This is a genomic window from Paenibacillus roseus (assembly GCF_016424485.1).
Taxonomy (GTDB): Bacteria; Bacillota; Bacilli; order Paenibacillales; family Paenibacillaceae; genus Paenibacillus_D; species Paenibacillus_D roseus.
Window position 1 is genome coordinate 69,174 of record NZ_JAELUP010000001.1, and the last position, 24,535, is coordinate 93,708.

The 24,535-nt window shown below is 48.9% G+C and carries 20 protein-coding genes and 1 riboswitch; of the genes, 16 read left to right on the forward strand and 4 right to left on the reverse strand.

What is annotated here, in order from left to right; translation table 11 throughout:
• Positions 1–146: 146 nt before the first annotated feature.
• A complete protein-coding gene (shc, locus tag JFN88_RS00300; RefSeq protein ID WP_199017300.1) occupies positions 147–2,042 on the reverse strand; it encodes a squalene--hopene cyclase in 1,896 nt (631 codons plus the stop codon).
• Between the two features lie 218 nt (positions 2,043–2,260).
• Here shc and JFN88_RS00305 point away from each other — a divergent pair, with 218 nt between their 5' ends.
• From JFN88_RS00305 to JFN88_RS00330, 6 genes are all read left to right on the forward strand, one after another.
• Positions 2,261–2,653 carry a DoxX family protein gene (locus JFN88_RS00305; protein ID WP_199017397.1) on the forward strand — a complete coding sequence of 131 codons (393 nt, stop codon included), beginning with the start codon at positions 2,261–2,263 and terminating at the stop codon, positions 2,651–2,653.
• A 119-nt stretch (positions 2,654–2,772) separates the two neighbouring features.
• The gene (locus JFN88_RS00310; RefSeq protein ID WP_199017301.1) at positions 2,773–2,916 is read left to right on the forward strand and encodes a hypothetical protein; all 144 of its coding nucleotides are present in this window, start codon (positions 2,773–2,775) and stop codon (positions 2,914–2,916) included.
• Between the two features lie 101 nt (positions 2,917–3,017).
• Positions 3,018–4,958: a ribosomal protection-like ABC-F family protein gene (gene abc-f / locus JFN88_RS00315; RefSeq protein ID WP_199017302.1), complete on the forward strand. Its 1,941-nt coding sequence runs from the start codon at positions 3,018–3,020 to the stop codon at positions 4,956–4,958.
• A gap of 297 nt (positions 4,959–5,255) precedes the next feature.
• Complete coding sequence (gene metE / locus JFN88_RS00320; protein WP_199017303.1) at positions 5,256–7,538, forward strand: 5-methyltetrahydropteroyltriglutamate--homocysteine S-methyltransferase; 2,283 nt, start codon at positions 5,256–5,258, stop codon at positions 7,536–7,538.
• Between the two features lie 202 nt (positions 7,539–7,740).
• On the forward strand, positions 7,741–8,022 hold the full coding sequence (locus JFN88_RS00325; RefSeq protein ID WP_199017304.1) for a DUF2277 domain-containing protein: 282 nt from the start codon (positions 7,741–7,743) through the stop codon (positions 8,020–8,022).
• Between the two features lie 190 nt (positions 8,023–8,212).
• The gene (locus JFN88_RS00330) at positions 8,213–9,124 is read left to right on the forward strand and encodes a LysR family transcriptional regulator (RefSeq protein ID WP_199017305.1); all 912 of its coding nucleotides are present in this window, start codon (positions 8,213–8,215) and stop codon (positions 9,122–9,124) included.
• A gap of 187 nt (positions 9,125–9,311) precedes the next feature.
• Here the strand turns inward: JFN88_RS00330 and JFN88_RS00335 are convergent, their stop codons facing one another.
• From JFN88_RS00335 to JFN88_RS00345, 3 genes are all read right to left on the reverse strand, one after another.
• Positions 9,312–10,256: an Rpn family recombination-promoting nuclease/putative transposase gene (locus JFN88_RS00335; protein ID WP_199017306.1), complete on the reverse strand. Its 945-nt coding sequence runs from the start codon at positions 10,254–10,256 to the stop codon at positions 9,312–9,314.
• Between the two features lie 57 nt (positions 10,257–10,313).
• Positions 10,314–11,786, reverse strand: a complete 1,473-nt coding sequence (locus JFN88_RS00340; protein WP_233167295.1) for a DHA2 family efflux MFS transporter permease subunit — start codon at positions 11,784–11,786, stop codon at positions 10,314–10,316.
• A gap of 135 nt (positions 11,787–11,921) precedes the next feature.
• Positions 11,922–13,097, reverse strand: a complete 1,176-nt coding sequence (locus JFN88_RS00345; RefSeq protein WP_199017307.1) for an MFS transporter — start codon at positions 13,095–13,097, stop codon at positions 11,922–11,924.
• A gap of 94 nt (positions 13,098–13,191) precedes the next feature.
• Positions 13,192–13,290: riboswitch (purine riboswitch) on the reverse strand.
• A gap of 292 nt (positions 13,291–13,582) precedes the next feature.
• Here JFN88_RS00345 and JFN88_RS00350 point away from each other — a divergent pair.
• From JFN88_RS00350 to JFN88_RS00395, 10 genes are all read left to right on the forward strand, one after another.
• Positions 13,583–13,999 carry a VOC family protein gene (locus JFN88_RS00350; RefSeq protein WP_199017308.1) on the forward strand — a complete coding sequence of 139 codons (417 nt, stop codon included), beginning with the start codon at positions 13,583–13,585 and terminating at the stop codon, positions 13,997–13,999.
• A 1,313-nt stretch (positions 14,000–15,312) separates the two neighbouring features.
• Positions 15,313–15,738 (forward strand): hypothetical protein, encoded by a 426-nt coding sequence (locus JFN88_RS00355; RefSeq protein WP_199017309.1) that lies wholly within the window; start codon positions 15,313–15,315, stop codon positions 15,736–15,738.
• Positions 15,739–16,175: 437 nt separating this feature from the next.
• Positions 16,176–16,928, forward strand: a complete 753-nt coding sequence (locus tag JFN88_RS00360) for a YveK family protein (protein WP_199017310.1) — start codon at positions 16,176–16,178, stop codon at positions 16,926–16,928.
• Positions 16,909–17,598 carry a CpsD/CapB family tyrosine-protein kinase gene (locus JFN88_RS00365; protein WP_199017311.1) on the forward strand — a complete coding sequence of 230 codons (690 nt, stop codon included), beginning with the start codon at positions 16,909–16,911 and terminating at the stop codon, positions 17,596–17,598. Before JFN88_RS00360 ends, JFN88_RS00365 begins: the two co-directional genes overlap by 20 nt.
• 254 nt (positions 17,599–17,852) lie before the next feature.
• Complete coding sequence (gene galU, locus JFN88_RS00370; protein ID WP_199017312.1) at positions 17,853–18,752, forward strand: UTP--glucose-1-phosphate uridylyltransferase GalU; 900 nt, start codon at positions 17,853–17,855, stop codon at positions 18,750–18,752.
• A 6-nt stretch (positions 18,753–18,758) separates the two neighbouring features.
• Positions 18,759–19,454, forward strand: a complete 696-nt coding sequence (locus tag JFN88_RS00375; protein ID WP_199017313.1) for a sugar transferase — start codon at positions 18,759–18,761, stop codon at positions 19,452–19,454.
• Between the two features lie 49 nt (positions 19,455–19,503).
• Positions 19,504–20,901 (forward strand): O-antigen ligase family protein, encoded by a 1,398-nt coding sequence (locus tag JFN88_RS24915; protein WP_199017314.1) that lies wholly within the window; start codon positions 19,504–19,506, stop codon positions 20,899–20,901.
• Between the two features lie 5 nt (positions 20,902–20,906).
• On the forward strand, positions 20,907–21,977 hold the full coding sequence (locus tag JFN88_RS00385) for an acyltransferase family protein (protein WP_199017315.1): 1,071 nt from the start codon (positions 20,907–20,909) through the stop codon (positions 21,975–21,977).
• A 90-nt stretch (positions 21,978–22,067) separates the two neighbouring features.
• The gene (locus JFN88_RS00390) at positions 22,068–23,267 is read left to right on the forward strand and encodes a glycosyltransferase family 4 protein (protein ID WP_199017316.1); all 1,200 of its coding nucleotides are present in this window, start codon (positions 22,068–22,070) and stop codon (positions 23,265–23,267) included.
• Positions 23,267–24,430 (forward strand): glycosyltransferase, encoded by a 1,164-nt coding sequence (locus tag JFN88_RS00395; RefSeq protein ID WP_233167296.1) that lies wholly within the window; start codon positions 23,267–23,269, stop codon positions 24,428–24,430. The genes JFN88_RS00390 and JFN88_RS00395 overlap by 1 nt, the downstream gene beginning before the upstream one ends.
• The last annotated feature ends 105 nt before the right edge of the window (positions 24,431–24,535 follow it).

Consider the following 24,535-nt stretch of genomic DNA (forward strand, 5'->3'; position numbering starts at 1 on the left):
TTAGTTGTCTGTATCCGTGAATGCTGTCCGAGTGCGATTCTCATCGCAGCTCGGTATCCTGTTCACGGTCCGTTCAGCGTGCGGCTACCCTTGCAAATGAAAGTTGAAGGCGAACCGCCGCTTGCAAAGAGCAGCGTTTGGATTATTTACAGCTTGCCGTACTTCTGCTTGTAATGGGATAGTGCAAGCAACGGCCAAATGTAACGGTAGCTGTGGTAATGGATATAGAAATTGCCGGGAAGTCCCGCCCCTGTCGGATATTCCGATTTCCAGTTGTCTTCCTGCAAGGCAGCAATTAATCGGTTTACGCCCCGGTTGAGCTTCGCATTTGGAGAGGGAAGGGAGGCAATGAGCGCATCCAGCGCCCAGGCTGTCTGGGATGGCGTGCTCTCACCCAAAGGAGTATACTGCAGCAGCCGGTCGCTTTTGCATGATTCTCCCCATCCTCCATCCTCATTTTGAATGTCAAACAGCCATTTCACGCCTTTTTGCACTGCATGATGACTGGACGGAACGCCTGTAGCCACCAGTCCGGTCAAGGCAGCCCATGTACCGTAGATGTAGCAGACGCCCCATCTGCCATACCATGATCCGTCCTTTCCCTGATTGCCGATCAGCCAGTCTGTTCCTCGTCTGACAACGGTATGGCGGGTATCCATCCCCGTGAAATTCCCTAGATATTCCAACGTCCTGCCAGTCAAGTCAGCTTCCGAAGGGTCAATCGCGGCGGACTTGGCGCCATCGATGGCCAGCCAGATCAGCAGATGATTGCTCGTATCCTTCTCAAATGCAGGCCAGCCCCCGTCCTTGTTTTGCATAGATATCACCCAATTGAGTCCGCGGTTCCATGCTTCACGCCATTCAGGACCGGATCGGGAGAAGCCCGCCAGTACCCGCAAGGCGGCAGTTGAATCGTCCACATCGGGAATGATGGTGTTCGGCTCTGAAAATCCCCAGCCTCCAGAAGGTACGCCCGGATTATGTATGCTCCAGTCTCCTGGTTTGTCTTGCTGCTTGCCGCGCAGATAAGCGGCAGCACGCCGGATCGCCGGATGGCTGTCCGAAAGCCCCGATGTTTGCAGCGCATAGGTGAGCAGAGCGGTATCCCAGATTGTGGAGGGAGAATTCTGAATCGTGATCCTGCCGTTTTTCAGCCGGAATTGCATGGCCTTTATGCCTTGCACGGCGCGTGTAATGATCGGATGATTCTTGTCATAGCCCAGGGCCAGCAGGGAGAAGATCATCAGGATGGTGCAGCTCGCATAGGTGTAGAGTGTCCCGTCCGGCTCAATGCGCTGAAGCATGAACGTCTCGGCTTTTCGGGTTGCCGCTTCATGGATATGGCGGGGGACGCCGATCAGCCTCTTCACGCCTGTCTCAATCTGATCTATCATGGCCTTGAAGCCCCGGGGCTGGTGGTGATCATCTTCTGTGCGGCTGTTTTTGAGCCCGGACAAATCCGGTGTCTGTTCCGTCTGAATGGAGAAGCGGCGGTCAGCCATAATGAGTATGGGCGCCAGATGAACCCGCGAATAGCAGGAAAAATCGAAAAAGCTGATCGGAAAGGAAGCCGGAAGCAGCAAAAGCTCCAGCGGTATGGTCGAGATGGCAAGCGGCCATCTGGTTTGGCCGGTGGCAGAGAGAATCGCCTGGGTAAGAATGCTCGTTGCTTTGCCAAGCCCGCCCCTGGATTGTATAAAGCGTCTTGCCCGCTCCATCCCTTCATCCGAGCGGCTGCTGTAGCCGGAATACAGCAGGGCGTAATAGGCGTCAATTGTTGCGGACAGGTTGCCGCCATCCTCATCCCGGAACAGTTTCCAGCTGCCGTCAGCCTGCTGTTCTTGGAGAATCCGGTCATGCAGCTGCCGGATCAACTCCTCATCTTCCATCTCCAGCGACCGCAGCAAAATTATCAGGTAGCAATCGATGTTCGTTCCGTTCTCAAAGCAGAATTCCCATGCCCCGTCCTGTCGTTGCTGACGCAGCAAATCTGCGGTTATCCGGTCAATTGCCTGTTCGATGCTGCTTAAGGTCTGGCTCATTTAGCGTACCTCCACAGATATAATATGCATTATATGTACGTAAGTATGGGAAAATGAAGCTCAAGGTCAGCGGATGAACCAACCTGTAGGGCAAGCGTTCAAAATCGGACGACGAATGCGGCGCAAGAGCATATTCCGCAATCTAAAAGAAACATTTGTTCGTCTGTTGTGCTATGCTGGGATTACAACAATTATTTTTCAGAAATGAGGGGTTCATGATGGCAAGAAAAATTTCCAGAGGCAGGTTCTGGGCAGGGTGGATCATAAGCGGGTTGGTCATTTTATTTATGCTGTTCGACAGCATATCCAAGTTTTTCAAACCTGCTCCGGTAGTCGAGGGAACAGTGGAGCTGGGATTTCTGGAGCATCACATTATCGTAATCGGGGTATTGGGCTTGCTGTCTACACTTTTATATCTGTTTCCCCGCACCGCATTTTTGGGAGCCATTCTGTTGACAGGCTATTTTGGGGGCGCCATTGCTACCCACATCCGGATCGATTCTCCGCTGTTTTCGCACATTCTGTTTCCTGTATACGTTGCATTTCTCGCTTGGGCAGGCCTATGGCTGCGGGATGGCAGGTTGCGCAGACTCTTTTTTGATAAGGAGTAACGAAGTTATTTGACATTTGTTTGATTGATGGTGCTCGTCAGGCTGGTGCAGGTAATGTCTTGAACAGGCTTCTGAATTATGTTATCCTTTGGTTACTATTGTATAGGAGGTGAAGGTAGGTGAATCACGAAATGGTCAACAACCGTATTAGCCAGCTTGGTCTTGTCCTGTCTGGCATTATATTTAATTTTCCTGCGAACGGGATCAGTCTGTCCAATTTTGAACATACGGTTGTACCATTCGCGAGAAGACGCCTGCCTTGACCACAACGGATCTTTAGTTATCCTTGAGGGCCGCGCGCTTGTTGCCGCGGCTCTTTTTGTGCCTGCAACAGGGTCTCTCAGCTAACCAGGAGGCTTCTGCTATGACGATTATCAATGTACAAAATTTAAAGAAATACCATGCTGCCAATCTTGTATTGGAGGATGTGACCTTGCAGCTTCAGGCCGGGGAAAAGGTTGGACTCATTGGCCGCAACGGAAGCGGAAAATCTACCTTATTGCGGTTGATTTCAGGTATCGACAAACCGGATGACGGCATGCTGACCATACGCAAGGATCTGAAGATCGGATATTTGCCGCAGATTCCGGCAGAATTTGATCAGATGACGGCCTATGAAGTTCTCGCCTACGCATACCGGGACCTTACCCGGATCAAGCAGGAAATGACGGAGCTGGAGCAGCAGATGTCAGGGTCGGAAGCGGCATCCCGGCCGGAATTAATGGAACAGCTGCTGAGGAAATATACCCTTCTCCAGGAGCGATTCGAGCAGGGCGGCGGTTATGATATGGATGCCGCCATTGACCAGGTCGCTGGCGGGCTGCGAATTGACCGCAGCTATGACCGGCGCATATTCGGCAGCTTGTCCGGCGGTGAGAAGACGCGAATTTTGCTGGCTTCCCAGCTTGTCGTGCAGCCGGATTTGCTGTTGCTTGACGAACCGACGAACCATCTGGATATCAAAGGGGTAGAGTGGCTGGAGCAGTTCATTCGCAATTGCGGTTGTGCCTGTATCATTGTTTCGCATGATCGTTATTTTCTGGATGCTACAGCTTCGAGAATTATCGAGCTGGAGGACGGAGAGGCGCATCTGTATTTTACCAACTACAGCGGTTATGCCAAGGAGAAGGAGGAACGATTGCTTCAGCAATTTGCCCAGTATAAGGAACAGCAGAAGAGACGGAAGAAAATGATGGAGACGATTCGCCAGTTGGAGGAATGGGGGCGAATTGGCGGCAATGAGAAGTTTTTCAAGCGAGCCGCCTCGATCCGCAGGGCGCTGGATCGGATGGAGATTGTGAAGCGTCCGGTGCTGGAGCGGAAAGCCGCGGACTTTGATTTGTCTCCGCTTGAACGTTCAGGCCGCAGAGTCATTACTTTTACAGGACTGGCGAAGCATTTCGGGAATCGGGTAATCTTGCAGGAGGCAGACGGAAGTCTGCTCTATGGGGAAAAGGTTGTGCTCCTGGGCGATAACGGATCAGGGAAAACGACGCTGTTCAAAATGCTGATCAGCCAACTGGAACCCGATGCAGGCCAACTGGAACTCGGCTCCCGCACCCAAATCGGATATTTGGCCCAGCAGGAGTCCGTGGAGCATGGCAAGTTGACCGTGCTGGAGTTTTTCCGCCAGGAAGCAAGGCTGGAGGAAGGAGAAGCCCGCGGCATACTCGCGAAATACCTGTTCTATGGCGCTGATGTCTTCAAGCCGCTGCATATGATTTCGGGCGGTGAATGGACGCGGCTGCGGCTTGCGCTGCTTGTTCTCTCCAAGCCGAATGTGCTGTTTCTCGATGAACCGACCAACCATCTTGACCTGGATTCGCGCGAAGCGCTGGAGGAGGCGCTAGCGGAATTCCCTGGCACGATTCTGGCTATCTCGCATGACCGGTATTTCATCAATCGGCTGGCCCATCGAGTATGGGAATTGAGCAAAGGGAACATCACTGCTTATCTGGGCAATTATGATGCGTACAAGGCAAAGCGTGATGAACGGATAGAGTGGGAGCATGTGCCATCGGGGGATACGATGCGCAAGCCGGATACCCGTTTTGCAGTTGACTCTCCTGCAAGCAAAGCGGGAGGCAAGTCCTCCAATAGCAAGCAAGGCAGCAAGCACAACCTGGAACATTTGGAGACCGACATCGCGGAGTTGGAAGCATGGCTTGTCATGGCTGATGAGGAACTGCACCAGTTTGACTCGGCTGCTGATCCGGCGCAGCTTGAAGCGAAGTGGCGTGAACGCGAAGAGCAGCAAGCCCGTCTTGATGCGCTGCTGGAGCAGTGGATAACACTAACAGAATAGAAGAATGTAAGCTCCTCGGAGATTTTGACCGGGGAGCTTTTTGCTTGAAGATTATTGCCTGGCGGGTAATGTGTGAATCTGTTCCAGTCTGTCAACATAAGCCTTGAGATTAGTAATTCCCTAAAATTTGATCAAAATCAGATATAGCCTTAAGCTATAACCAGTTATAGTTAATTGGATTTATAAATATCCGAGTTAATATGTTATCTTTTATTTATAGAAAACGAGCCCCATAAGAGCTCTTCAATGATGATTAAAGAATTTATACTTCAAATTATTTTGCAGAGGAGTTTTTATATGAGAAGCGGAAACCTGGGTTATCCCCGCATTGGCCGGGACAGAGAATGGAAGAAAGCGCTGGAAGCATTCTGGGCCGGCAAGCTGGAAGAGGAAGCGTTCCACGCAGAGCTGAAAGCGATTCGCCTTGGCAATTTGAAAACCCAACAGGAGCAAGGCATTGAAGTCATTCCGGTTGGAGATTTCAGCTATTATGATCAAATCTTGGATACATCCGCCATGTTCGGACTTATCCCAAGCCGCTTTGGCTATGAGGGTGGCAAGGTTGGCTTGTCCACTTACTACGCAGTAGCGCGTGGTACCCGTGAAGCAGCAGCTTCCAGCATGACGAAGTGGTTTAATACGAACTACCATTACATCGTGCCTGAGCTGGAAAGCACACTGAAGCCTGTGCTGACTTCGAACCGTTTGCTGGAAGCTTACCGTGAAGCGAAGCAGGAACTTGGCATCGAAGGAAGACCTGTACTGATCGGTCTGTACACGTTCGTGAAGCTGTCCAGAGGCTATGCGCCAAATGAACTGGAAAGCTGGATCGACCGGCTGCTTCCGCTGTATGTTCAAGTGCTGCAAGAATTAGCTGCCGAGGGCGTACAAGAGGTGCAGATTGACGAGCCGATCCTGTCCACTACACTTGCCCAAGAAGAGCTTGCTATTGTTGCCCGTATCTATGAGACATTGGCGAAGGAAGCTCCTGGCGTGAAGTTGTTCTTGCAAACGTACTTCGAATCTGTGGATCATTATGAAGCAGTGGTTGCGCTTCCTGTTCACGGAATCGGCCTTGACTTCGTACATGACGGCGGACGCAACCTGGCATCGATCAAGAAGCATGGCTTCCCGGCAGACAAAGTGCTTGGCGTTGGCCTGATTGACGGAAGAGGCATTTGGAAAGCAGACCTGCACAGCAAGCTGGAGCTGTTGAATACCATTAGCCAGTCTGTTGCTTCTGACCGCATCATCGTACAGCCTTCGAACAGCTTGCTGCACGTTCCTGTAAGTGCAAAAGGCGAGCTGAAGCTGGATGCAGTCCTGCGTGACGCACTTGCTTTCGCTGATGAGAAACTGGCTGAAATTGCGCTGATTACCAAAGCCGGCAATAATGGTATTGAAGCAGTGGCTGTTGAACTGGAAGCTGCAAGCAACAGTCGCAAAGCACTGGAGCAATCCCCTTCCCGTGCCCGCAAAGAGGTGCATGAGCGTATTGCAGACCTGGCATCCCAGCCGTCTGACAGAACTGCAAGCGTTGAAGCACGCAGAAGAGTGCAGCAGGACAAGTGGCAATTGCCGTTGTTCCCAACGACTACAATCGGAAGCTTCCCGCAAACGCCCGAAGTTCGCCGTGCCCGTCTGAAATGGCGCAAAGGCGAATGGAGTGAGGAGCAGTACGAGACCTTCATTAAAGACGAGATCAAGACCTGGATCGATATTCAGACTGAGCTTGGCTTGGATGTATTTGTACATGGTGAATTCGAGCGCAATGACATGGTTGAGTTCTTCGGTGAGAAGTTGGCCGGATTCGCATTCACTTCCAACGGTTGGGTACAATCCTATGGCTCCCGCTGCGTGAAGCCGCCGATCATCTACGGAGATGTTGAATTCACAGCTCCGATGACAGTTGCCGAGACTGTCTATGCCCAGTCCCTGACTTCCAAGCCTGTTAAGGGTATGCTAACAGGTCCAATCACAATTCTGAACTGGTCCTTCGTGCGCGACGACAAGTCTCGCGAGGAAGTGGCTTACCAAATCGCGCTCGCTCTCAGAGAAGAGATTGAAGCATTGGAAGCAGCAGGCATCGGTATGATTCAGGTAGACGAGCCGGCATTGCGTGAAGGCTTGCCACTGAAGCGCGAGCAATGGGCTGCATATTTGAAATGGGCAGTTCTAGCATTCCGTCTGTCCACGTCGACAGTAGCCGATGAGACACAGATTCATACGCATATGTGCTATAGCGAATTCAATGATATTATTGAATCCATTAGTGCACTGAATGCGGACGTAATCTCTATCGAGACATCCCGCAGCCATGGCGAGCTGGTGAAGAGCTTCGAAGATTTCACGTATGACAAAGGAATCGGTCTGGGCGTATACGACATCCACAGCCCGCGCCTGCCATCTGTTGAGGAAATGGGCTCCATGATCGACCGCGCATTGCGCGTACTCGACCCTGCGTTGTTCTGGATTAACCCGGACTGCGGACTGAAAACTCGTAAATATGAAGAGACAGTAGCTTCCCTGCGCAACATGGTTGAGGCAACTGAAATCGCTCGTCAGAAATACGCTCGTTAAGAAGTATAATTTTGAAGTAAAGCTTGAATTCGTTTTATCTACACTTTACAACAACCTCTCTCTGCAAAAGGTGGTACGCATAGCGTATCGCCTTTTGTCATTTCCGGCTCATCAATTGAATTTCATTTGAAGATGTAATTGGGTCAGGCATTCGGTACAATAGGAAGCAAGAGGGAAATCCAGCGTGGAGAGGAAGATGGCAATGTGCAGAAATATTAGACCGCTGTTCAATTTTGATCCGCCCGCTACCGATGAGGAAATTGAGGCTGCGGCACTGCAATTTGTACGTAAAATTAGCGGCTTTACGAAGCCTTCCAAGGCGAATGAGGAAGCTTTTCATACCGCGGTTGCAGAGGTGGCATCCGTAGCTCGACAACTGCTCCATTCGCTGGAGACGAATGCGGAGCCGCGTAATCGTGAGGTGGAGAAGGAACGCGCCCGTGAGCGGAATGAGAAGCGCTTCGGAACGGCAGAACAAAAATAAGTCCGATCGTGACAGCGTCATGGATCAGTGGCTAATTTTATTTCCATAGCCACCTCTTATCTGATCTTGCCAATTAAGGGCGGAATCGTTATAACTATAGCATAGGATAAATGCTAGGGTATGAATGTATTAGTCTGGTATCTCGGCCGCAGGCTCAGGCGGTATAGGCGTCAAGAGAGGAATAACGAGTATGACCTTACAACAATTAAAATATGTGCTTGAAGTTGCCAACCGCGGCTCGATGAATGAGGCGGCCAAGCGGCTGTTCATATCCCAGCCAAGCTTGTCCAATGCCATCAAAGATTTGGAGAAGGAGCTTGGCATTACGATTTTCGAGCGAACGAACAAGGGAATTGTTCTGTCCAAGGAAGGGGCGGAATTTCTAGGCTATGCCCGTCAGGTCATTGAACAGGCGGAGTTGTTGGAGAGCCGGTATCTGAATGCAAAGCCGTCACCACAGCATTTCTCCGTATCGACTCAGCACTATGCCTTTGCTGTGAATGCTTTTGTCAAGCTGGTCAATGACCATGGCAAGGATGAATATGAGCTGGCCCTGAGGGAGACGAAGACGCATGAGATTATCCAGGATGTCAAAAGCCAGCGCAGCGAAATCGGAATTTTATATTTGAATGAGTTCAATTCCAAGGTAATCAATCGGCTGCTCAAAGACGCGAATTTGAAGTTCACGAGCCTGTTTACAGCCAAGCCGCATGTTTTTATCAGTGTCAAAAATCCGCTGGCCAAGCAGTCTATCGTTACGATTGACCAGCTTAATGATTACCCTTATCTGTTTTTTGAGCAAGGGGAGTTCAATTCTTTTCATTTCTCGGAGGAGATTTTGAGTACACTGTCCCACGCCAAGAGCATTCGTGTCAACGACAGGGCTACGCTTTTCAATCTGTTGATCGGATTGAACGGATATACCATCTCCACGGGTGTGCTTAGTGCCGACCTGAATGGCAACGAGATTATACCGGTTCCACTGGATTGGCATGAGACCATTAATGTTGGCTGGATCAGCCATCAGAATGCCGCGCTCTCTATGCTCGCAACGGAGTATATCGAGGCGCTTCATGGAGCGATTGGTGACTATATAAGTTGAACTCTCCGTTAACTTTCCAAAGTTATATTCGCTATTCGCTCTATACCGGACAGTCGGACAGAGCGTTTTTATAATATAAGCTTCTGTTCATCAAAAGAGGGCCAAGCTGGGATGAATGAAAAAATAAGGCGCTGTCACAGATATGACAGCGCCAGTGTATTTAAATAAATCATGCGGATCAGATTTATTAAACTGTCTTTAGTCTTTTAATCTCGGCTTCCGTTAACCCGGATGCTTTGCTAATAACCTCCGCTTCGAGTCCTAAAGCCAGCATATTTTTCGCGATTTCCTCTGCTTTTTGCCGTTTGCCCTCAGCATGCCCTTGAGCATGTCCTTGAGCATGTCCTTGAGCATGTCCTTGGGCATGTCCTTGGGCACGTCCTTCGGTCAATCCTTTCGCCAATCCCTCAGAACGGGCCCCTTCAATCATTGACGCCTCATCGTGAAGAAACTTTTGCCGCGCTTCATATTGCCTGCGGGTTTCTTCATTCATGCTAAGGAATTCCAGTGTGTTCATCGCTTTTTTCAATGTAGGCTCATTCATGGTCAGCACCTCCCAATGAGATTTGTCTACTCCTTTAAGGAATAACAGCCAATTCACCAAGCCGCCTTCAATTGGGACAGCATGGTCATCCAGTTTAGCCAGTTCCAAGAAATGAATCTCTATATCGTCAATGAGCGGTATATTCGTATGATCTTCTCTAAGATGAAAAATATTATGGTAACGGTCATTTGGGAGAACAGAAAAATTAAGAATGTTGATTGTCACGCATTTCTGCAACTCTTTATAAATCTGGCTCTCCTTTAGTTGGCTGGAGTAGCGCTTCCCCCAATAATATAAGGTGCGCTTTTCAATATCATATTTGTTAAAAAGTTGCATTTCAATATTAATATGCTTACCGGCCTCAGTTTTGGCCCAAATATCAAAAATCGACTGTTTGTCTCGGGGCGAGTCTTTATCGGTATATGGATTAAGCAAAGTAATTTCTGTTAATGGAGGTTCGCCTGCCTCGGCAAAGGTACGGTTAAGAAAGGCCAGCAATACATCCTTATTCTCTTCACTTCCAAAAATGCGTTTGAAAACAAAGTCATTTCGAGGGTCCAGTAAATTTGCCACTAAGATCAACTCCATTCCCGGTTCATACTTTATTATACCATAGGGAATGGAGTGATACAGAAAAAACTTGCACTATAGGTTAATATTGCTTTGATGATCCTGGCCGCTACGTCGGAGCAGCAAACATATCGGGAGCGTAATCGCAATGGATACGCTGGCAATCAAAAAAATTTCGTTCACACTCAGTGTATACGCGTCGATATAAGCCGGGGTTCCAGGCTGTACTCCGTCTTGCAGCCCAAGTCTGGTCTGATGAGACGTAAAGCGCGTATCGAACAGAGAGGTGAACAGCCCGAGAATCATAGCGGCGGCAATCTGCCGAAGCCAGCTGATTAACGCCGACGCATGGCCGGAGTATCCGACAGGCACAGCTGACATGCCGGCATTCGTAGCAGGATTTATCGCAAGCCCTGTGCCTATGTTGCGTATCGCAAGCCATACGATGATAGCCACCAGACTTGTCCCGGGATGTATGGTACTAAAATATAATGTCGAAACGAGCAGGATGGCGCTCCCGGCAAATACTAGCCATGCAGGCCCTGCCCGATGGTACAGCCGACCGGCCAGGAAGGTGGCACAGGTCAGGCAGAACGCCGCAGGAAGAAACACTAATCCTGTATGAAAAGGGGTTAGGCCCTTTATATCCTGCAGATAGAGCGGCATAAAATAAACGCCGGTAAAGAGACCAATGTATAAAATTAAAGAAAAAATGAGACTGGACGAGAATAAAGATGATCTGAACAGGCGCAGCTCCAGCAGCGGGGACTTGACCCGCAACTCATGTCGGACAAATCCGATGCTGCATCCAATACCAATAACAAGGCAAATCCAGAAGATCGGCATCGACCAGTTCCAACGGCTCAAATTGCCGAATAGAATAAGCAAGGACAAGCTTCCGGCAGCAGCAAGCAGCAAACCTGTCTTGTCCAGGGATTTATTCGTGTTCGCTATTTCACTTGGCAGAAAGCGAATGCCTGCCAACAGCACTCCAATAGCGAGCGGAACGGTGGACAAAAACAGCATCGGCCAGTTAAAGCCTTGCAAATAACCGCTCAGTGATGGCGCGATTGAGGTGCTTAGCACAGTAGAGAATGACCAGATGCTGATGGCAAATGGCTGCTTCTCCGACGGGACGATATTATAGATCATCGCAAGGGATACAGGCTGAATCAGTCCGCTGAATAATCCCTGCGCCACACGAAAAAGAATAAGGGCATAAATGTTCCACGATAGCGCACAGAGAAGGGAACTCACTATAATCCCTGCAATGCAAAATATAAAAATCCGTTTGCTCCCAAAGCGTTCACTGGCATAGCCGCTAACGGGGGCGATGACGCCCATTGCCAGCGTAAATCCGGTAAGGAGCCATTGAACAGAGCGCAGATCCGTATTAAAAATTTCCATAAACCCGGGCAATGCGACATTCAATGAGGAAGCAGGATACATCCCGACAAAGGAACCAAGGAATAGAATGGTAAGGACTAGCGAAAGAGGCTGCCGCTTGGACACATGCTCCGCGGTGGACGTTGGCTGTTCGATGTTCAAGACCGCACCCCAGTTTCAAATTTTTAGTATAAAAAAGATTATATCATGTCTGGAGAAATGATCGGAATTGAATTCTTGTATGATTGGATAGAAATTTTTGAAGGCAAGCATGAAGATTGCTATCGTACTGGCACTTTAAGATGACTGCGTTTGTTTGGCAGCCAGATAGAAGCCTTGTCGGGAGAGGGAATAGACTGCGCATAACAATGCGACACACATTAGCGCTCCCCCGGCCCAGGCATTGGTTGAGATCGATTCGGCCCTATTGATGACCAAACCGCCTAATACGGAACCAATAGCGATCCCGATCTGAATCGCCGAGAAGGTAAAGCTTTGTTGAATGTCTGAGGATGCCGGAGCATGTTGAATCAGATAGCTTTGTTGCGCCGGTGAGATCGCCCAGCTCAGTATGCCCCACAAAATCATTGCAATTGTGAACATGTATAGACTGATCGTGGAGACCGGTAAAATAAACAGGACAACAATAAACGTACTGATAATTATCAGAATGCTTTTTGCCGTCCCGATCTTATCCGACAAAATGCCTCCGATCAGAGCACCGCTGACGGCAGATAAGCCGAAGACAAAATAAGCAGCGCTAATCCAGTACGTATCGAGATGGAGCATGGATTTCAAGAATGGTGTAAAATAAGCATACATCGTATAATGTCCGGCCAGTGCCAGTACGGTGACCAGATGCGCACTGATGATTTTCGCGCTTTTCAAAGATTGAAGCTGCGTCTTCAACGGAACGGTCTGTTCGCTTGGAATCCGGCCCAGAAAAAATTGTATCGTAACCATGGACATCAGTGTAAGCAGTGCGATAATGAGGAATAAAATACGCCATCCGAAAAACTCCTGGGTCAGCACGCCGAGCGGCACGCCCAGCACAATAGATAAACTGACGCCCATCGAGATAATACCGATTACTCTGGCCCTAAAGTTCTCAGGTACAATTTTGACCGCAATAGTCAGCGACAGCGTGACGATTAAAGAACCGCTGACCGCATTGATGATACGGGAGATGAAGAGCGTCTCGTAGTTCGGACTCCAGAATGCAAGCAGACTTCCGATTGTAAAGATAAGCATGGTCCACAAATACAATCGTTTTCGTTCGATTTTCGCTGTAAGAGCCAGCATTGCAGGACCGGAAACCGCGTAGACAAGAGCAAAAATTGTAATCAGCTGCCCGGCAGTGCTCAATGAGACGTTCAGATCTTGTGCAATGCTCGGCAATACTCCTCCAATAATCAGTTCGATGAGACCTGCAGTAAAGGTCGCAGTGGTTAGCACAAAAATTTTAAGCTTCATTTCAGCCTCCTGAATACAATGTATATCGATATAGCAAGTTATCGTTCCGTCTAGGGCAGTGTAAACAAAAAAAAGCCCGACCAGAAGCAAAATGTCAATTAAACATTTTACTTGTAGCCAGGATGTTTACGGTATCCGGTAGAGACTCTCAAACCATATTATTGAGATTATACGTTGCCTAGTATACAAGACTATGTTTAAAAGATCAATATCATCATCGGCAGAATGGTGTTTCTTCTATTATAATAGATAAGGAGCTGAACATGTTGGCTTTCCAGATTATCGTCTGAAGCCGGCTATCCATACGACAGTTCCTGAATCAAAGGCGAGAAGCTGTCACAGCTTGCAAATTCTGTTTCCTTGCGGCAAGTTTCGCAATTGGTAAGAAATCTTTTTACCGAAATTGTGATATTATAAAGACATGCCGTTAACAATAAAAAACGGTATTGAAAAATGCAGTTCAAATCACATTGAGGTGATCATTCATGGGATTTCAGACAAGCAAACTATTTGTTAATTTGCCAGTAAAGGATTTGCAAAAAACGGTGGCATTTTTCACAGAACTCGGCTTTGAATTCAATCCCCAATTTACGGATGAGAACGCGACATGCATGGTTGTAAACGACAAAATTTATGTCATGCTGCTGGTGGAAAGCTACTTCAAGACATTTATCACCAAAGAGATTGCCGATACAGAGAAAAGTGCAGAGGTTATTGTTGCCCTATCGTTGGACAATCGTGCAAGGGTTGATGAAATCGCCGATAAAGCGTTGGCAGCTGGCGCCAAGCATTCCAATGACCCTGTAGATCACGGATTTATGTATACCAGAAGCTTTCAGGATATTAACGGCCATCTATGGGAATTGTTTTTCATGGATGAGAGTGCGGTTAATCCGGGTTAAATTCAAACCAAACCTCTCTGTGACCGAAAAGCATCCACTTTTCTGGCTAGAGAGGTTTGTTTTACTCACAGGCTTAACGCTGCAAGGTCATGTGCTATTTTAACACAAAGTTAGGCCAGCAGAGATGGCGTATGCCGGATGGATGAGGGAAAAGGCCCGAACTACCTCTTGATAAGATAGATCAGGCCTGGTGTCCAACATTTTTCCGCCAACTGGCCCTTTCCTCAAGCATAATATTCCATCAGCAGTTCCACGGTTTCCTGTGGGCGTTCTTGTTGCTCGGTCCGCATTTTATTTTCCCAGCAAGCCTTGCATGCTTCCTCCGTCTCGCATTTGTCTGCGTCCTGGCAAGTATAGCAATAGTGAAGGTAAAAACGAGTTAAATCCATTTTAGTTTGCGCAGTCATCGTGATCCTCTCCTTTTAAAGCTTCTATTATAAAGGTGTGTGTGCTTCATCCTTATGCTTTTATTATAACGGTTCATCTTATACTAGTATGTGATTTATTTCACAATAAATCCTTCCTTTTGTATACGCAAGTTTCAAGGCAAGGCCGTAATTCCATGTGATCAGGCTGTTAAACAGCATACGGCAAAAACGGGTATGATCTAAGTCTTCTGTAAGGGGGCTTTGGACAGTGGCATAAGACTAGGTAAATTGGAGGTATCTGCACGAATGGGAGAGTCTGAATCATGAGATTTGGAACAGGTCTTGAGCAGTAAGTTGTAGTTGCGGTAGCTAAAAATATTCTCATACTCTCTTCATTTAAAGCGCTTACAATTCTAATAAAGAGTATGCTGTGACACACTAGGGGCAGCCCCCAGATTGAACAAAATAGGAATAAAGCCGTGCAACTGTCAGCCCCAAGGCATGACAATGCATATGAAAAATCATGTTGTAATTCCCCTTTCAAGGCGGGTTAGGCAAAGAGAGTGAAGCATTCTTGGTGTACCTGGCTTTACTAGCAAATAGGGCTAAAAACCTCTAAAACGCCGAATTGCGGCTTAAATACCACATTTTTGAGGGGTTTAGTATGTAAAATCAATGAAAGGAAGAGCTGTAAGCCTCGCATCAAAATGCTTCATCGGTACAAACTGTCACATAATTGCTCATAACGAGTACTGATCAGGGTAATATTACTCATTACGAATAATTAGAAAATACTCTAGTCAAAAAGACGGAATAAATAGTCTTAATGATCAAAACCAGATAATCGACACAAAATGACATTATTTTCGGAAATTTTGCTTTATAATTATTCAATATGTATAACTATTCGCTGGACTACTAGTCGAAAAGGGAGATGAAAGGAAAATGAATCAACAACAGCTTGCCAAGATGAATACTTATAACATCGCTACAGAGCAGATTGATCAGATTTCAGACAGCTTCCAGGTAATGATGAGACGCAAACAACGGACTCTGAAAGTTAAAGAGTTTCTGAAACGTCTTTCGACTGATCCTTCATTGGATCGAAACGAGGCGCCTACGGCAACAAACAGCATATCGGAGTGGCTCAATAAAACGGAATATCCAATCAGACAAGAGATGGTATTTGACTATAGCAAGAAGCGTTTCGTTCCTTCCGAGAACAAGCCCAGGATTGATCTGGCTGATCTGATGACCCGGCTGCTCCATAAGCAGGGCATAGAATGTACATTTGAGGATATGATGAATTTTGTGCTCGGAGGAGGCACGATAGAGGAATTTATGAATGTTCATGCACCCCAAAAAAATTAAGCGGCAGTCCTAAAGCTCAACAGAAGCTTTGAAAAACATCAACCGTAGAGAAGAAAAATATATATTTACAAAATTATTCGAAATGAATTATAATCAAATCGACATTTTCCCTTATTGAATATTATTGAGAAATTCGTTTAAAAAGTCGTATATTGACGAAAGTGACCCCAATAAGGGGTAAAAAGGATTTAGGCTATTCAAGGAGAAGGCAGCTCCGCCATTAGAATGGAGGGAAATGATAGGGGGCTTTATTTTTTTGCTTAGTTGGTCGCGAAACGAATAATTATTCGTAGTCGATGTTCGACATCCATCAATCAGGGATGACAGGAAAGCTTTTAGTAAAGCCATATATCTTTAAAATAGTTTCAATATTCAGAATAATCAAAATACATAACGAATCGCAGCATGCTCAAACAAGGTAAACGGAGGAAAGCCTAATGGAACTCAAACAATATTGGAATGTGATCAGAAAGAGGTTGTGGCTGATACTGTTGTTGGTTATAACGGCAAGCCTGGCGACAGGTATTTATTCGCTCTACTTCATTAAACCGCAATTTGAAGCTTCAACCAAGCTGATCGTAAACCAGACGAGCAGTCCAAATGATTTGCTGACTAAGCTTGATTTGAGCACAATCAACTCCAATATTCAACTGGTGAAAACCTACAAGGAAATTATTAAGACACCGCGCATTATGGACAAAGTGGTCGAGCAGTATCCTGAACTCGGATTGACTGCGAGGGAACTCGTGGAGAAGGTTAGTGTCAGTTCCGTTAACGATACGCAAGTCATGTCTGTAACGGCAAAAGATAATTCCTATGAGCGGGCAACGAGCATTGCCAATGCGGTGTCGAGCGTATTTCAACAGGAAATTCCGACCCTCATGAAGGTGGATAACGTTTCGATTTTAAACAAAGCAGATGCATCCGCTCCGACTGCTCCGGTATCTCCGAATATTAAGCTGAACCTGGCTGTTGCATTTTTAATGTCGCTGATGGCTGGACTCGGGCTTTCCTTCCTGCTGGAATACCTGGATGACACGGTGAAAACAGAGGAGGATATCCGCAATGTTCTCGGATTGCCTACGTTGTCGGTGATTCCAAAAATTCGGGAGAATGATCTCGTTAAACAAGGGCGGAAACAGACAGGGCAACATTTGAGGAGGGAAGGCAATGTCACGGTTGAAACTTAAGGCGCCGCTCATCACGGAGACGAATCCGAAATCGCCAATTTCAGAAGCATACAAAATTTTGCGTACGAATATTGAATTTTCCAATCTGGAGGAAAACATTCGCGTCATTATGGTTACATCGACCAAAATGAACGAAGGCAAAAGTACAACTTCGGCCAATATGGCCGTAACTTATGCGCAATCCAGCAAACGGGTGCTGCTTATCGATGCCGATATGCGCAAGCCAACACAGCATCATATCTTCAATGTCTCGAATCGCGAAGGGCTGACCTCGGTATTGAGCAATCAGAAGGATCTGAATGATGTCATTGTTTCGACCTCCGTTCCGAACCTGAACATGATTCCTGCAGGCCCTGTGCCACCCAATCCGTCGGAGATGCTTGCTTCAGCAAGAATGGACATTCTGCTTAAGAAGACGAAGGAATTCTATGACATCATCGTTATCGACACACCGCCGATTATGCTGGTCACCGATGCCCAGATTGTCGCCGCAAAAAGCGACGGCGTCGTGCTGGTCATCGATTCTGGCAATGTCAAGAAAGACGCTGCACTGAAGGCAAAGGCTAATCTGGAGCATGTCAAGGCAAGAGTCCTCGGCGTTGTGCTGAACAACATTAACCGTAAAAATGCCGAAGGCTATTACTATTATTACGGCTCCAACAAGTTATAGCTTTCATTCACGGACAAAAGCTCGCAGCTTTCAGCAAGATTAGAACCACTTTTATGCTGCATGTTGTCTTGCTCAGGCAAGCAATGCTGAAGGTAATGCCTCCTGCACCTATATCACCGGAGGCACTCGGTCATGCTGTGGGTCTGGAAAGACCTTAGACATTATTGTCAGTGGTGTGATGAGAGGCGGGGTTGGATGCCCTGGGAATTTAATAGGAAGCAAACAAGACAAATTACAAGATTGGGTGATGGAAGATGAAAAAAGTAAAAAAAGCGATCATTCCCGCTGCCGGATTAGGGACTCGTTTCTTGCCCGCAACCAAAGCTATGCCAAAGGAAATGCTGCCGATCGTGGACAAGCCCACCATCCAGTATATTGTAGAGGAAGCCATTGAATCCGGTATTGAGGATATTATTATTGTTACAGGCAAAGGCAAACGCGCTATTGAAGACCATTTTGACCATGCATTTGAGTTGGAAGACAATCTGTTCAGCAAAGGCAAGTTTGCTCTGCTGGACGAGGTGCGTCGTTCTTCGAACGTGGACATTCACTATATTCGCCAGAAGGAGCCCAAAGGGCTCGGCCATGCCGTATGGTGCGCCCGTAATTTTATCGGCAATGAACCGTTTGCCGTACTGTTGGGCGATGATATTGTACAGGCGGACAAGCCTTGCATTCGCCAGCTTGCCGAGCAATATGAGAGAACCCAAAAATCAGTCATCGGGGTGCAAAGCGTGTCCGATGACCAGACGCATCGCTATGGTATTGTTGCCCCGTCGCAAAAGTTCGGCCGACTGTATGAAGTGAGCCGTTTTGTCGAGAAGCCGCCAAAAGGACAGGCGCCTTCCAATTTGGCCATTATGGGACGCTATGTACTGACGCCGGAAATCTTTCAATATCTTGAAAATCAAGAGGTGGGTGCCGGTGGCGAAATCCAGTTAACGGACGCCATACAAAAATTGAATGAATCACAATCTGTGTATGCATATGATTTTGAGGGGGTTCGCTATGACGTCGGTGAAAAGCTAGGATTTATTCTAACGAGCTTGGGTTTTGCACTCCGGAACGAAGAGCTTCAAAGTCCGCTGATGTCCGCACTTGAAGAACTGATGGAAAAAGAGCGAATGAAGCCTCTTTTGCTGAAAGAGGGGTGAGCGGACATGACACCTCCAGGACATAATGAGGGGGAGGCCGCCTGGTCTTCTTCCCCCTATCGCAAGGAATTCCGTCAGAGCAGAATCAGGCAGCGTGGTTTGTACATGCTTTGCAAGCGCGCCCTTGATGTAACCGCTTCGGGAGTGGGACTCGTGCTGCTCTCGCCACTTTTACTCATCGTTGCCATATGCATCAAATTGGAAGATCCGAAGGGCAAGGTACTGTTCAGCCAGATTCGTGTGGGCAAGCAGGGCCAGACATTTCGGATGTACAAATTCCGGTCGATGGTGCACGATGCCGAGGCACAGCTGGAGAAGCTGCTGAAGCATAATGAAGTAGAAGGTGCGATGTTCAAAATGAAAGACGATCCCCGAATTACGAGGATCGGACGTTTCATTCGCAAGACTAGCATCGACGAGCTTCCGCAACTGCTCAACGTACTGCGGGGGGAGATGTCGCTGGTCGGCCCGAGGCCGCCTCTGCCCAGAGAGGTTGAGGCGTATACGAATTATGACCGGCAGCGGCTCGCGGTTACACCGGGCTGTACCGGCCTGTGGCAAGTAAGCGGGCGGAATGAACTCAGTTTCGCCCAGATGGTGGAACTTGATCTCAAGTATATCCGCAATCGCAGCATGCTGCTCGATCTCAAAATATTAGTGCTGACCGTCAAGGTCATTTTGTTTCCGAACAGCGCCTACTAATCCCGACGGATTTGTGATAAGGAATCTTCAATAAGGATGGATGGTGAACGTGTACATATTTGAAAAACCGGGATCAATCCTGAAGCTTACGGGGGGGACAGCGATTCTGCTGGCGCTCGCGTCCGGGTTGGGATTAATGACGGTCAGAAACACAGAACTCATGTTCCAGCTATCCATACTTGCTCTATTTGTAATGCCAGCTTTTGTACTTTCTTTAACCAAATCGCAGTATGCTTTGCCTTATGTGATCAGCTTATGGATTGTTGGACCTGAGGTGCGGCGAATCGCAGATTGGATGACCGGCACGTATACGGAGGTCTCGCTGATCAGCCTGATTCCTCAAATCGCAAGCGTGGCCTTGCTTTTGGCGATGAAGCCGCTCAAAGGTCAGATTTACAGCCGCGTATCGGTCTATTTGCTGATGGCGGCTTATGCCTATGCTTCCATACTGGGGATTGCATTCAATAAAGCATCCGGGGCTTTTGCCGTGCTGAATACGGTCACCCCGCTGCTGGTATTTCTGTACCTCATTACAGTGAAGCACACCGATGAATGGCGGACAATGGTAATCAAGGTGTATACCGGGCTTGCGGTTCTCTGTTCGGTCTATGCCTGGATTCAGTATATGGTACTGCCTGCATGGGATCATTTCTGGCTGGTAGGTGCGGACATGGCCTCGATCGGCAAGGCTGAGCCTATGGGCTTTCGCGTGTTTTCCACGTTGAATTCGCAGGTGCCGTTCGCGATCTTTTTGTGTACGGCGCTCGTACCGATGATCATGAATCGTTCCTGGCGCAGCCCATTCGGTCTTGCCGGCGTGCTGATCGTCATCTCCGCACTTTCCATTACGCTTGTCAGGGGAGCATGGATCACGCTGATTGTTGCGCTTGCTGCAAGCATCTTGTTTTCCAAGTCGAAGAACAGGCTGCGCTCGCTGATTATAATCACAGTTATTGCCGCTGCCGGTTGGCAGCTTATGCCGTATATTCCGGGCATGGATCGGATATCAAGCCGGGTTACGACACTGGGCAGCATTCAGGAGGATTATTCCTACAATGACCGGCTGGGGATGTTCAGCAAGGCGCTGCCGATGATTATGAAGAATCCGCTTGGACAAGGCTTCGGAAGCATCGGCAGGAGCACCATTTTGGGTGATAAGGGCAGCTTTGCAGGCATGCAAAGTGTGGATAACGGCTACCTGGCGATTTTATCGAATTTCGGGGCAGCCGGGACTCTTTGCTTCTTGATGGCCATGATTCTGATGTACAAAGCGGCCAGGAAAGGGCCAAATCTGAATTTCAAAGCGTTGTCGAGCACGATGTATGTACAGATTCTGGTGATCTTTTTATTCGTCGGCTCTTTAAGCGGTTTTAATGCGATAGCCTTCTGGCTGTTCGCTGCGCTGGCCCTGATGCCGGAGTCGAATGGATTGGATGGAAAAGAGTGAATGGGATGAAAAGAGAACGGTTGGAAATTGTGCAGGCGTATCGCGCCGTCGTCGCGCTGCTCATTTTAATTTCCCATGTGAGTATTGTCATGCATAAGTATACGGATCAGTTTCAGTTTTTTTACAAGGTTGACCGCTCAGGAGGCGTTGATTTTTTCTTCTCGCTGAGCGGTTTTTTAATTTATTATGTCTATTCGGCGTATTTGGGCAAGCCGGAAAAAATTGCTGGCTTTTTGGAAAAACGGTTTCTGCGCATTTATCCGCTTGTCTGGTTCTTTACGTTGATCAGCCTGCCGGTCTACTGGTTGTTTGAGGATATCGGCAACGGTTCGGAGTTTGGTCTGAATGTCATTGTGTCCTCATTGCTGCTGCTTCCCCAGCAGGCGCCGATTCTTGGAGCGACCTGGTCGCTGAGTCATATCGTCCTGTTTTATTTGCTGTTCGCGCTCTATCTGTGGCGTCCCAAGCTGATGAAATGGGTGTTTGCGCTGCAGTTGATCGGCATCGTTGCCTTGTATGCGGTTATTGATCCGGGGCCAAGCCGCAATCTGTTCAGTCTGGTGTTCAGCCATTACAATGTGAACTTTATCGCAGGCGCGCTCTGCGCCCATATCGTGATGAAATACGGCAGCCGCTTTGGCGGGAGCTTCATTACGCTAGGGGTGCTTGGCTACGCGCTGAACTGGTGGCTGCACTACAGTTACAGTTCGCCGATCCCGCTGGAGTTTATCTATTTGCCGGCATCGCTCTGTCTTCTGTATGGAGCAGCAGCCTTTACGAAGGTCAAGCGGCTGCCCCCCATCATCAATGTGCTTGGCGATGCTTCCTATTCAATCATTGTAACGAACTTGCCGGCAACTATTTTGTACTCGACGGTCATGAACAAGCTTGGCCTGTTCGATAAGCTTGGCTTTCCGCTTTGCATTATGCTCATTATCATCTTCTCTGTCGTAACCGGCGTTATTGCTTATTTCATTATCGAACAGCCGTTATCGGCGATGTCGCGCAAGCTTTACGACAAAGTGAAGCTGAAGCTGCAAAGCCGGAACGGGATCGGAGCGGGCAATCATACGTAAAACGCCGTGTGCAGGGACATTTGAATCCGAATATACGGAGCAAAGCTGCTGTCCGTCAACATTGAGGATGCAAAGAAGGAAGGAGTAATCATGATCAAGGTTGCGTTTTTTAACCATACGAGCACGGTCAGCGGTGCTGAAATCAGTATGCTCCTGACGGCCAAACATATGAAGCGGACGGATATAAGGCTGTTTGCACCAGCCGGGGAGCTTGCCGACAGGGCCCGGAGCGCAGGCCTTCCCTATGTGGAACTGCCAAGCTACCGGGCACGAATGAGCAAGAATCCGATTAAGCTGCTCAAGGGACTGCTTGGCATGGCCTGGGGCGGGGTTAAGCTGGCTCGCGCGGTGAAGGAGGAAGGCATTGATCTGATACATGCCAATTCACTGCGGGCCGGCATGATGGCCTCCATGTTCCGTTGGCTGCACCGCAAGCCAGTCATCTGGCATATTCGCGATATGCCGCCGTCCGGGCCAGTGGGCCTCGGGATCAGGCTGCTTGCCCGGCTCGGTGCAAGCCGTCTGATCGGTATTTCCAGTGCAGTATTCCAGGGGTTCCGAAGCCCAGCGCTTGCTGTCAAATCTTGCATCGTCCATAACGGCGTCGAACTGGTGGAAACAGATCAGTTTTCGCGAACCAAATACCACAGGCAGCTTCGGCAGGAGTTGCAGACCAGCGCTTCTGCCTTTGTCCTTGTGCTAATTGGCCAGATTGCACCATGGAAGAGGCAGGAGGATGCGCTTCTAGCCTTGAAGACATTGCTCGATCAAGGCTGCGATGTGGTTCTCTGGATTGTCGGCGAGCCGAAATTCAGGGAAGAGAACAAGCAGTATGACGTTCGTTTGAAGCAACTGGCGGAAGAGCTGGGTATTGCGCACCGGGTGCGATTTACCGGATTTCGAAACGATGTGCTGGAGCTTTGCAATGCTGCGGAGCTCCTTTTATTATGCTCGGACAACGAGCCGTTTGGCCGGGTACTTATTGAGGCCATGTCCCAAGGCGTACCAGTCGTGGCTACGGCCGCAGGCGGCGTGACCGAAATTGTGAAGCATGAGGAGGACGGGCTGCTCTATGAGGTTGGCGAAGCAGAGCAGTTGGCCTCGGAAATCAAACGGCTGTACGACAAGCCCGGACTGCGCAACTGGCTGGGCTGCAACGCAGAGCTGAAGGCTAAGGCAATGTTCGATATTAATCGGACCTCCCGCCGCATCGAGGAAGTCTACCGGGACGTTCGGCAAGGTAGATCCAGTCTGCAGACAGGCCGTGGAGAAATAAAGGAGATGGCGTAATGGAACGATTGCGTGTTGCTATTGTACATGATTACTTGAACCAGATGGGCGGAGCGGAACGCGTGGTCGCGGTCTTCCGCCGATTGTTCCCCGACGCGCCAATCTATACGACCATCGTCGATGAGAAGAAGCTGCTGCCGGAGCTGAAGGGAGCCTCAATTCGTACGACCTGGATGCAGCATATACCGGGCATCCAGCGGTACTTCAAGCTGTTCTTCTGGCTCTATCCCTTCGCGGTCCGCTCGGTGAAACTGGACGATTATGATCTGGTCATCAGCTCAAGCAGCGCATATGCCAAAGGCGTCAGGAAGCCGAAGCATGCGGTGCATGTCTGCTACTGTCATACGCCGATGCGCTTCGCCTGGGATTTTGACACCTATATGAATGATGTTTCTGCACCCGGCTGGGCCAAAAAGCTCTCCAAGCTGACCACAGGCTTGCTCAGACGGTGGGATCGCCGTAATTCGCGGGATGTGGATTTGCTCATTGCCAACTCCACAATCGTCAGGCAGCGTATTCGCGACTGCTACGATATGGCCTCGGACTTGATCTTCCCGCCAGTGGATGTGGACCGGTTCGAGAAGAGCGAGCCGGTCAAACCGCCGGAGGAAGACTACTTCCTGGTTGTGTCACGTCTTGTTTCGTACAAGCGGATAGATCTGGCGGTAAAAGCGTGCTCGGCAGCCGGGAAGAAGCTGATCATTATCGGGAGCGGCCCGGACAAAGGGCGGCTGCAAGCGATGGCCGGCAGCACGGTCCAGTTCATGGGTCGGCTGAGCGATGAGGAAGTGACCGGCTATATGGCGCACTGCAAGGCGCTGCTGTTCCCCGGCATCGAGGATTTCGGCATTACGCCGCTTGAGGCCAATGCTTGCGGGCGTCCGGTCATTGCGTTCCGGGGCGGCGGCGCACTGGATACGATCAGGGAAGGGCTGAACGGGCTGTTCTTTGATCGGCAGACGCCGGATTCTCTGAAGATGGCGCTGGAACGTCTGGAAGGGGAGCGCTGGAATCAGGAAATCATTCGCGAATATGCGCGTGGCTTCAATGAGCAGCGCTTTATTGCAGAGCTGAGACAGCGCATCGAACAGACGCTGGATAAGAAGCAAGCAGTCAGACGCCCTGCAGCCCGTATCAGCCGCCAAAGACAAGAGCGCGCCTGACGGGAGACGTCCGTTTTCGGATAAATGAAAGGCTGGCTGCCGTGCAGCCCTTCGGTTGACGGCGGGCGGATACAGAATAGCAGATGGATACAGGATAGAGAGATT

Coding starts and splice junctions, on each gene's coding strand:
- shc (WP_199017300.1), bottom strand. CDS start 2,042: ATGAGCCAGACCTTAAGCAGCATCGAACAGGCAATTGACCGGATAACC.
- JFN88_RS00305 (WP_199017397.1), top strand. CDS start 2,261: ATGGCAAGAAAAATTTCCAGAGGCAGGTTCTGGGCAGGGTGGATCATA.
- abc-f (WP_199017302.1), top strand. CDS start 3,018: ATGACGATTATCAATGTACAAAATTTAAAGAAATACCATGCTGCCAAT.
- metE (WP_199017303.1), top strand. CDS start 5,256: ATGAGAAGCGGAAACCTGGGTTATCCCCGCATTGGCCGGGACAGAGAA.
- JFN88_RS00325 (WP_199017304.1), top strand. CDS start 7,741: ATGTGCAGAAATATTAGACCGCTGTTCAATTTTGATCCGCCCGCTACC.
- JFN88_RS00330 (WP_199017305.1), top strand. CDS start 8,213: ATGACCTTACAACAATTAAAATATGTGCTTGAAGTTGCCAACCGCGGC.
- JFN88_RS00335 (WP_199017306.1), bottom strand. CDS start 10,256: ATGGAGTTGATCTTAGTGGCAAATTTACTGGACCCTCGAAATGACTTT.
- JFN88_RS00345 (WP_199017307.1), bottom strand. CDS start 13,097: ATGAAGCTTAAAATTTTTGTGCTAACCACTGCGACCTTTACTGCAGGT.
- JFN88_RS00350 (WP_199017308.1), top strand. CDS start 13,583: ATGGGATTTCAGACAAGCAAACTATTTGTTAATTTGCCAGTAAAGGAT.
- JFN88_RS00355 (WP_199017309.1), top strand. CDS start 15,313: ATGAATCAACAACAGCTTGCCAAGATGAATACTTATAACATCGCTACA.
- JFN88_RS00360 (WP_199017310.1), top strand. CDS start 16,176: ATGGAACTCAAACAATATTGGAATGTGATCAGAAAGAGGTTGTGGCTG.
- JFN88_RS00365 (WP_199017311.1), top strand. CDS start 16,909: ATGTCACGGTTGAAACTTAAGGCGCCGCTCATCACGGAGACGAATCCG.
- galU (WP_199017312.1), top strand. CDS start 17,853: ATGAAAAAAGTAAAAAAAGCGATCATTCCCGCTGCCGGATTAGGGACT.
- JFN88_RS00375 (WP_199017313.1), top strand. CDS start 18,759: ATGACACCTCCAGGACATAATGAGGGGGAGGCCGCCTGGTCTTCTTCC.
- JFN88_RS00385 (WP_199017315.1), top strand. CDS start 20,907: ATGAAAAGAGAACGGTTGGAAATTGTGCAGGCGTATCGCGCCGTCGTC.
- JFN88_RS00390 (WP_199017316.1), top strand. CDS start 22,068: ATGATCAAGGTTGCGTTTTTTAACCATACGAGCACGGTCAGCGGTGCT.
- JFN88_RS00395 (WP_233167296.1), top strand. CDS start 23,267: ATGGAACGATTGCGTGTTGCTATTGTACATGATTACTTGAACCAGATG.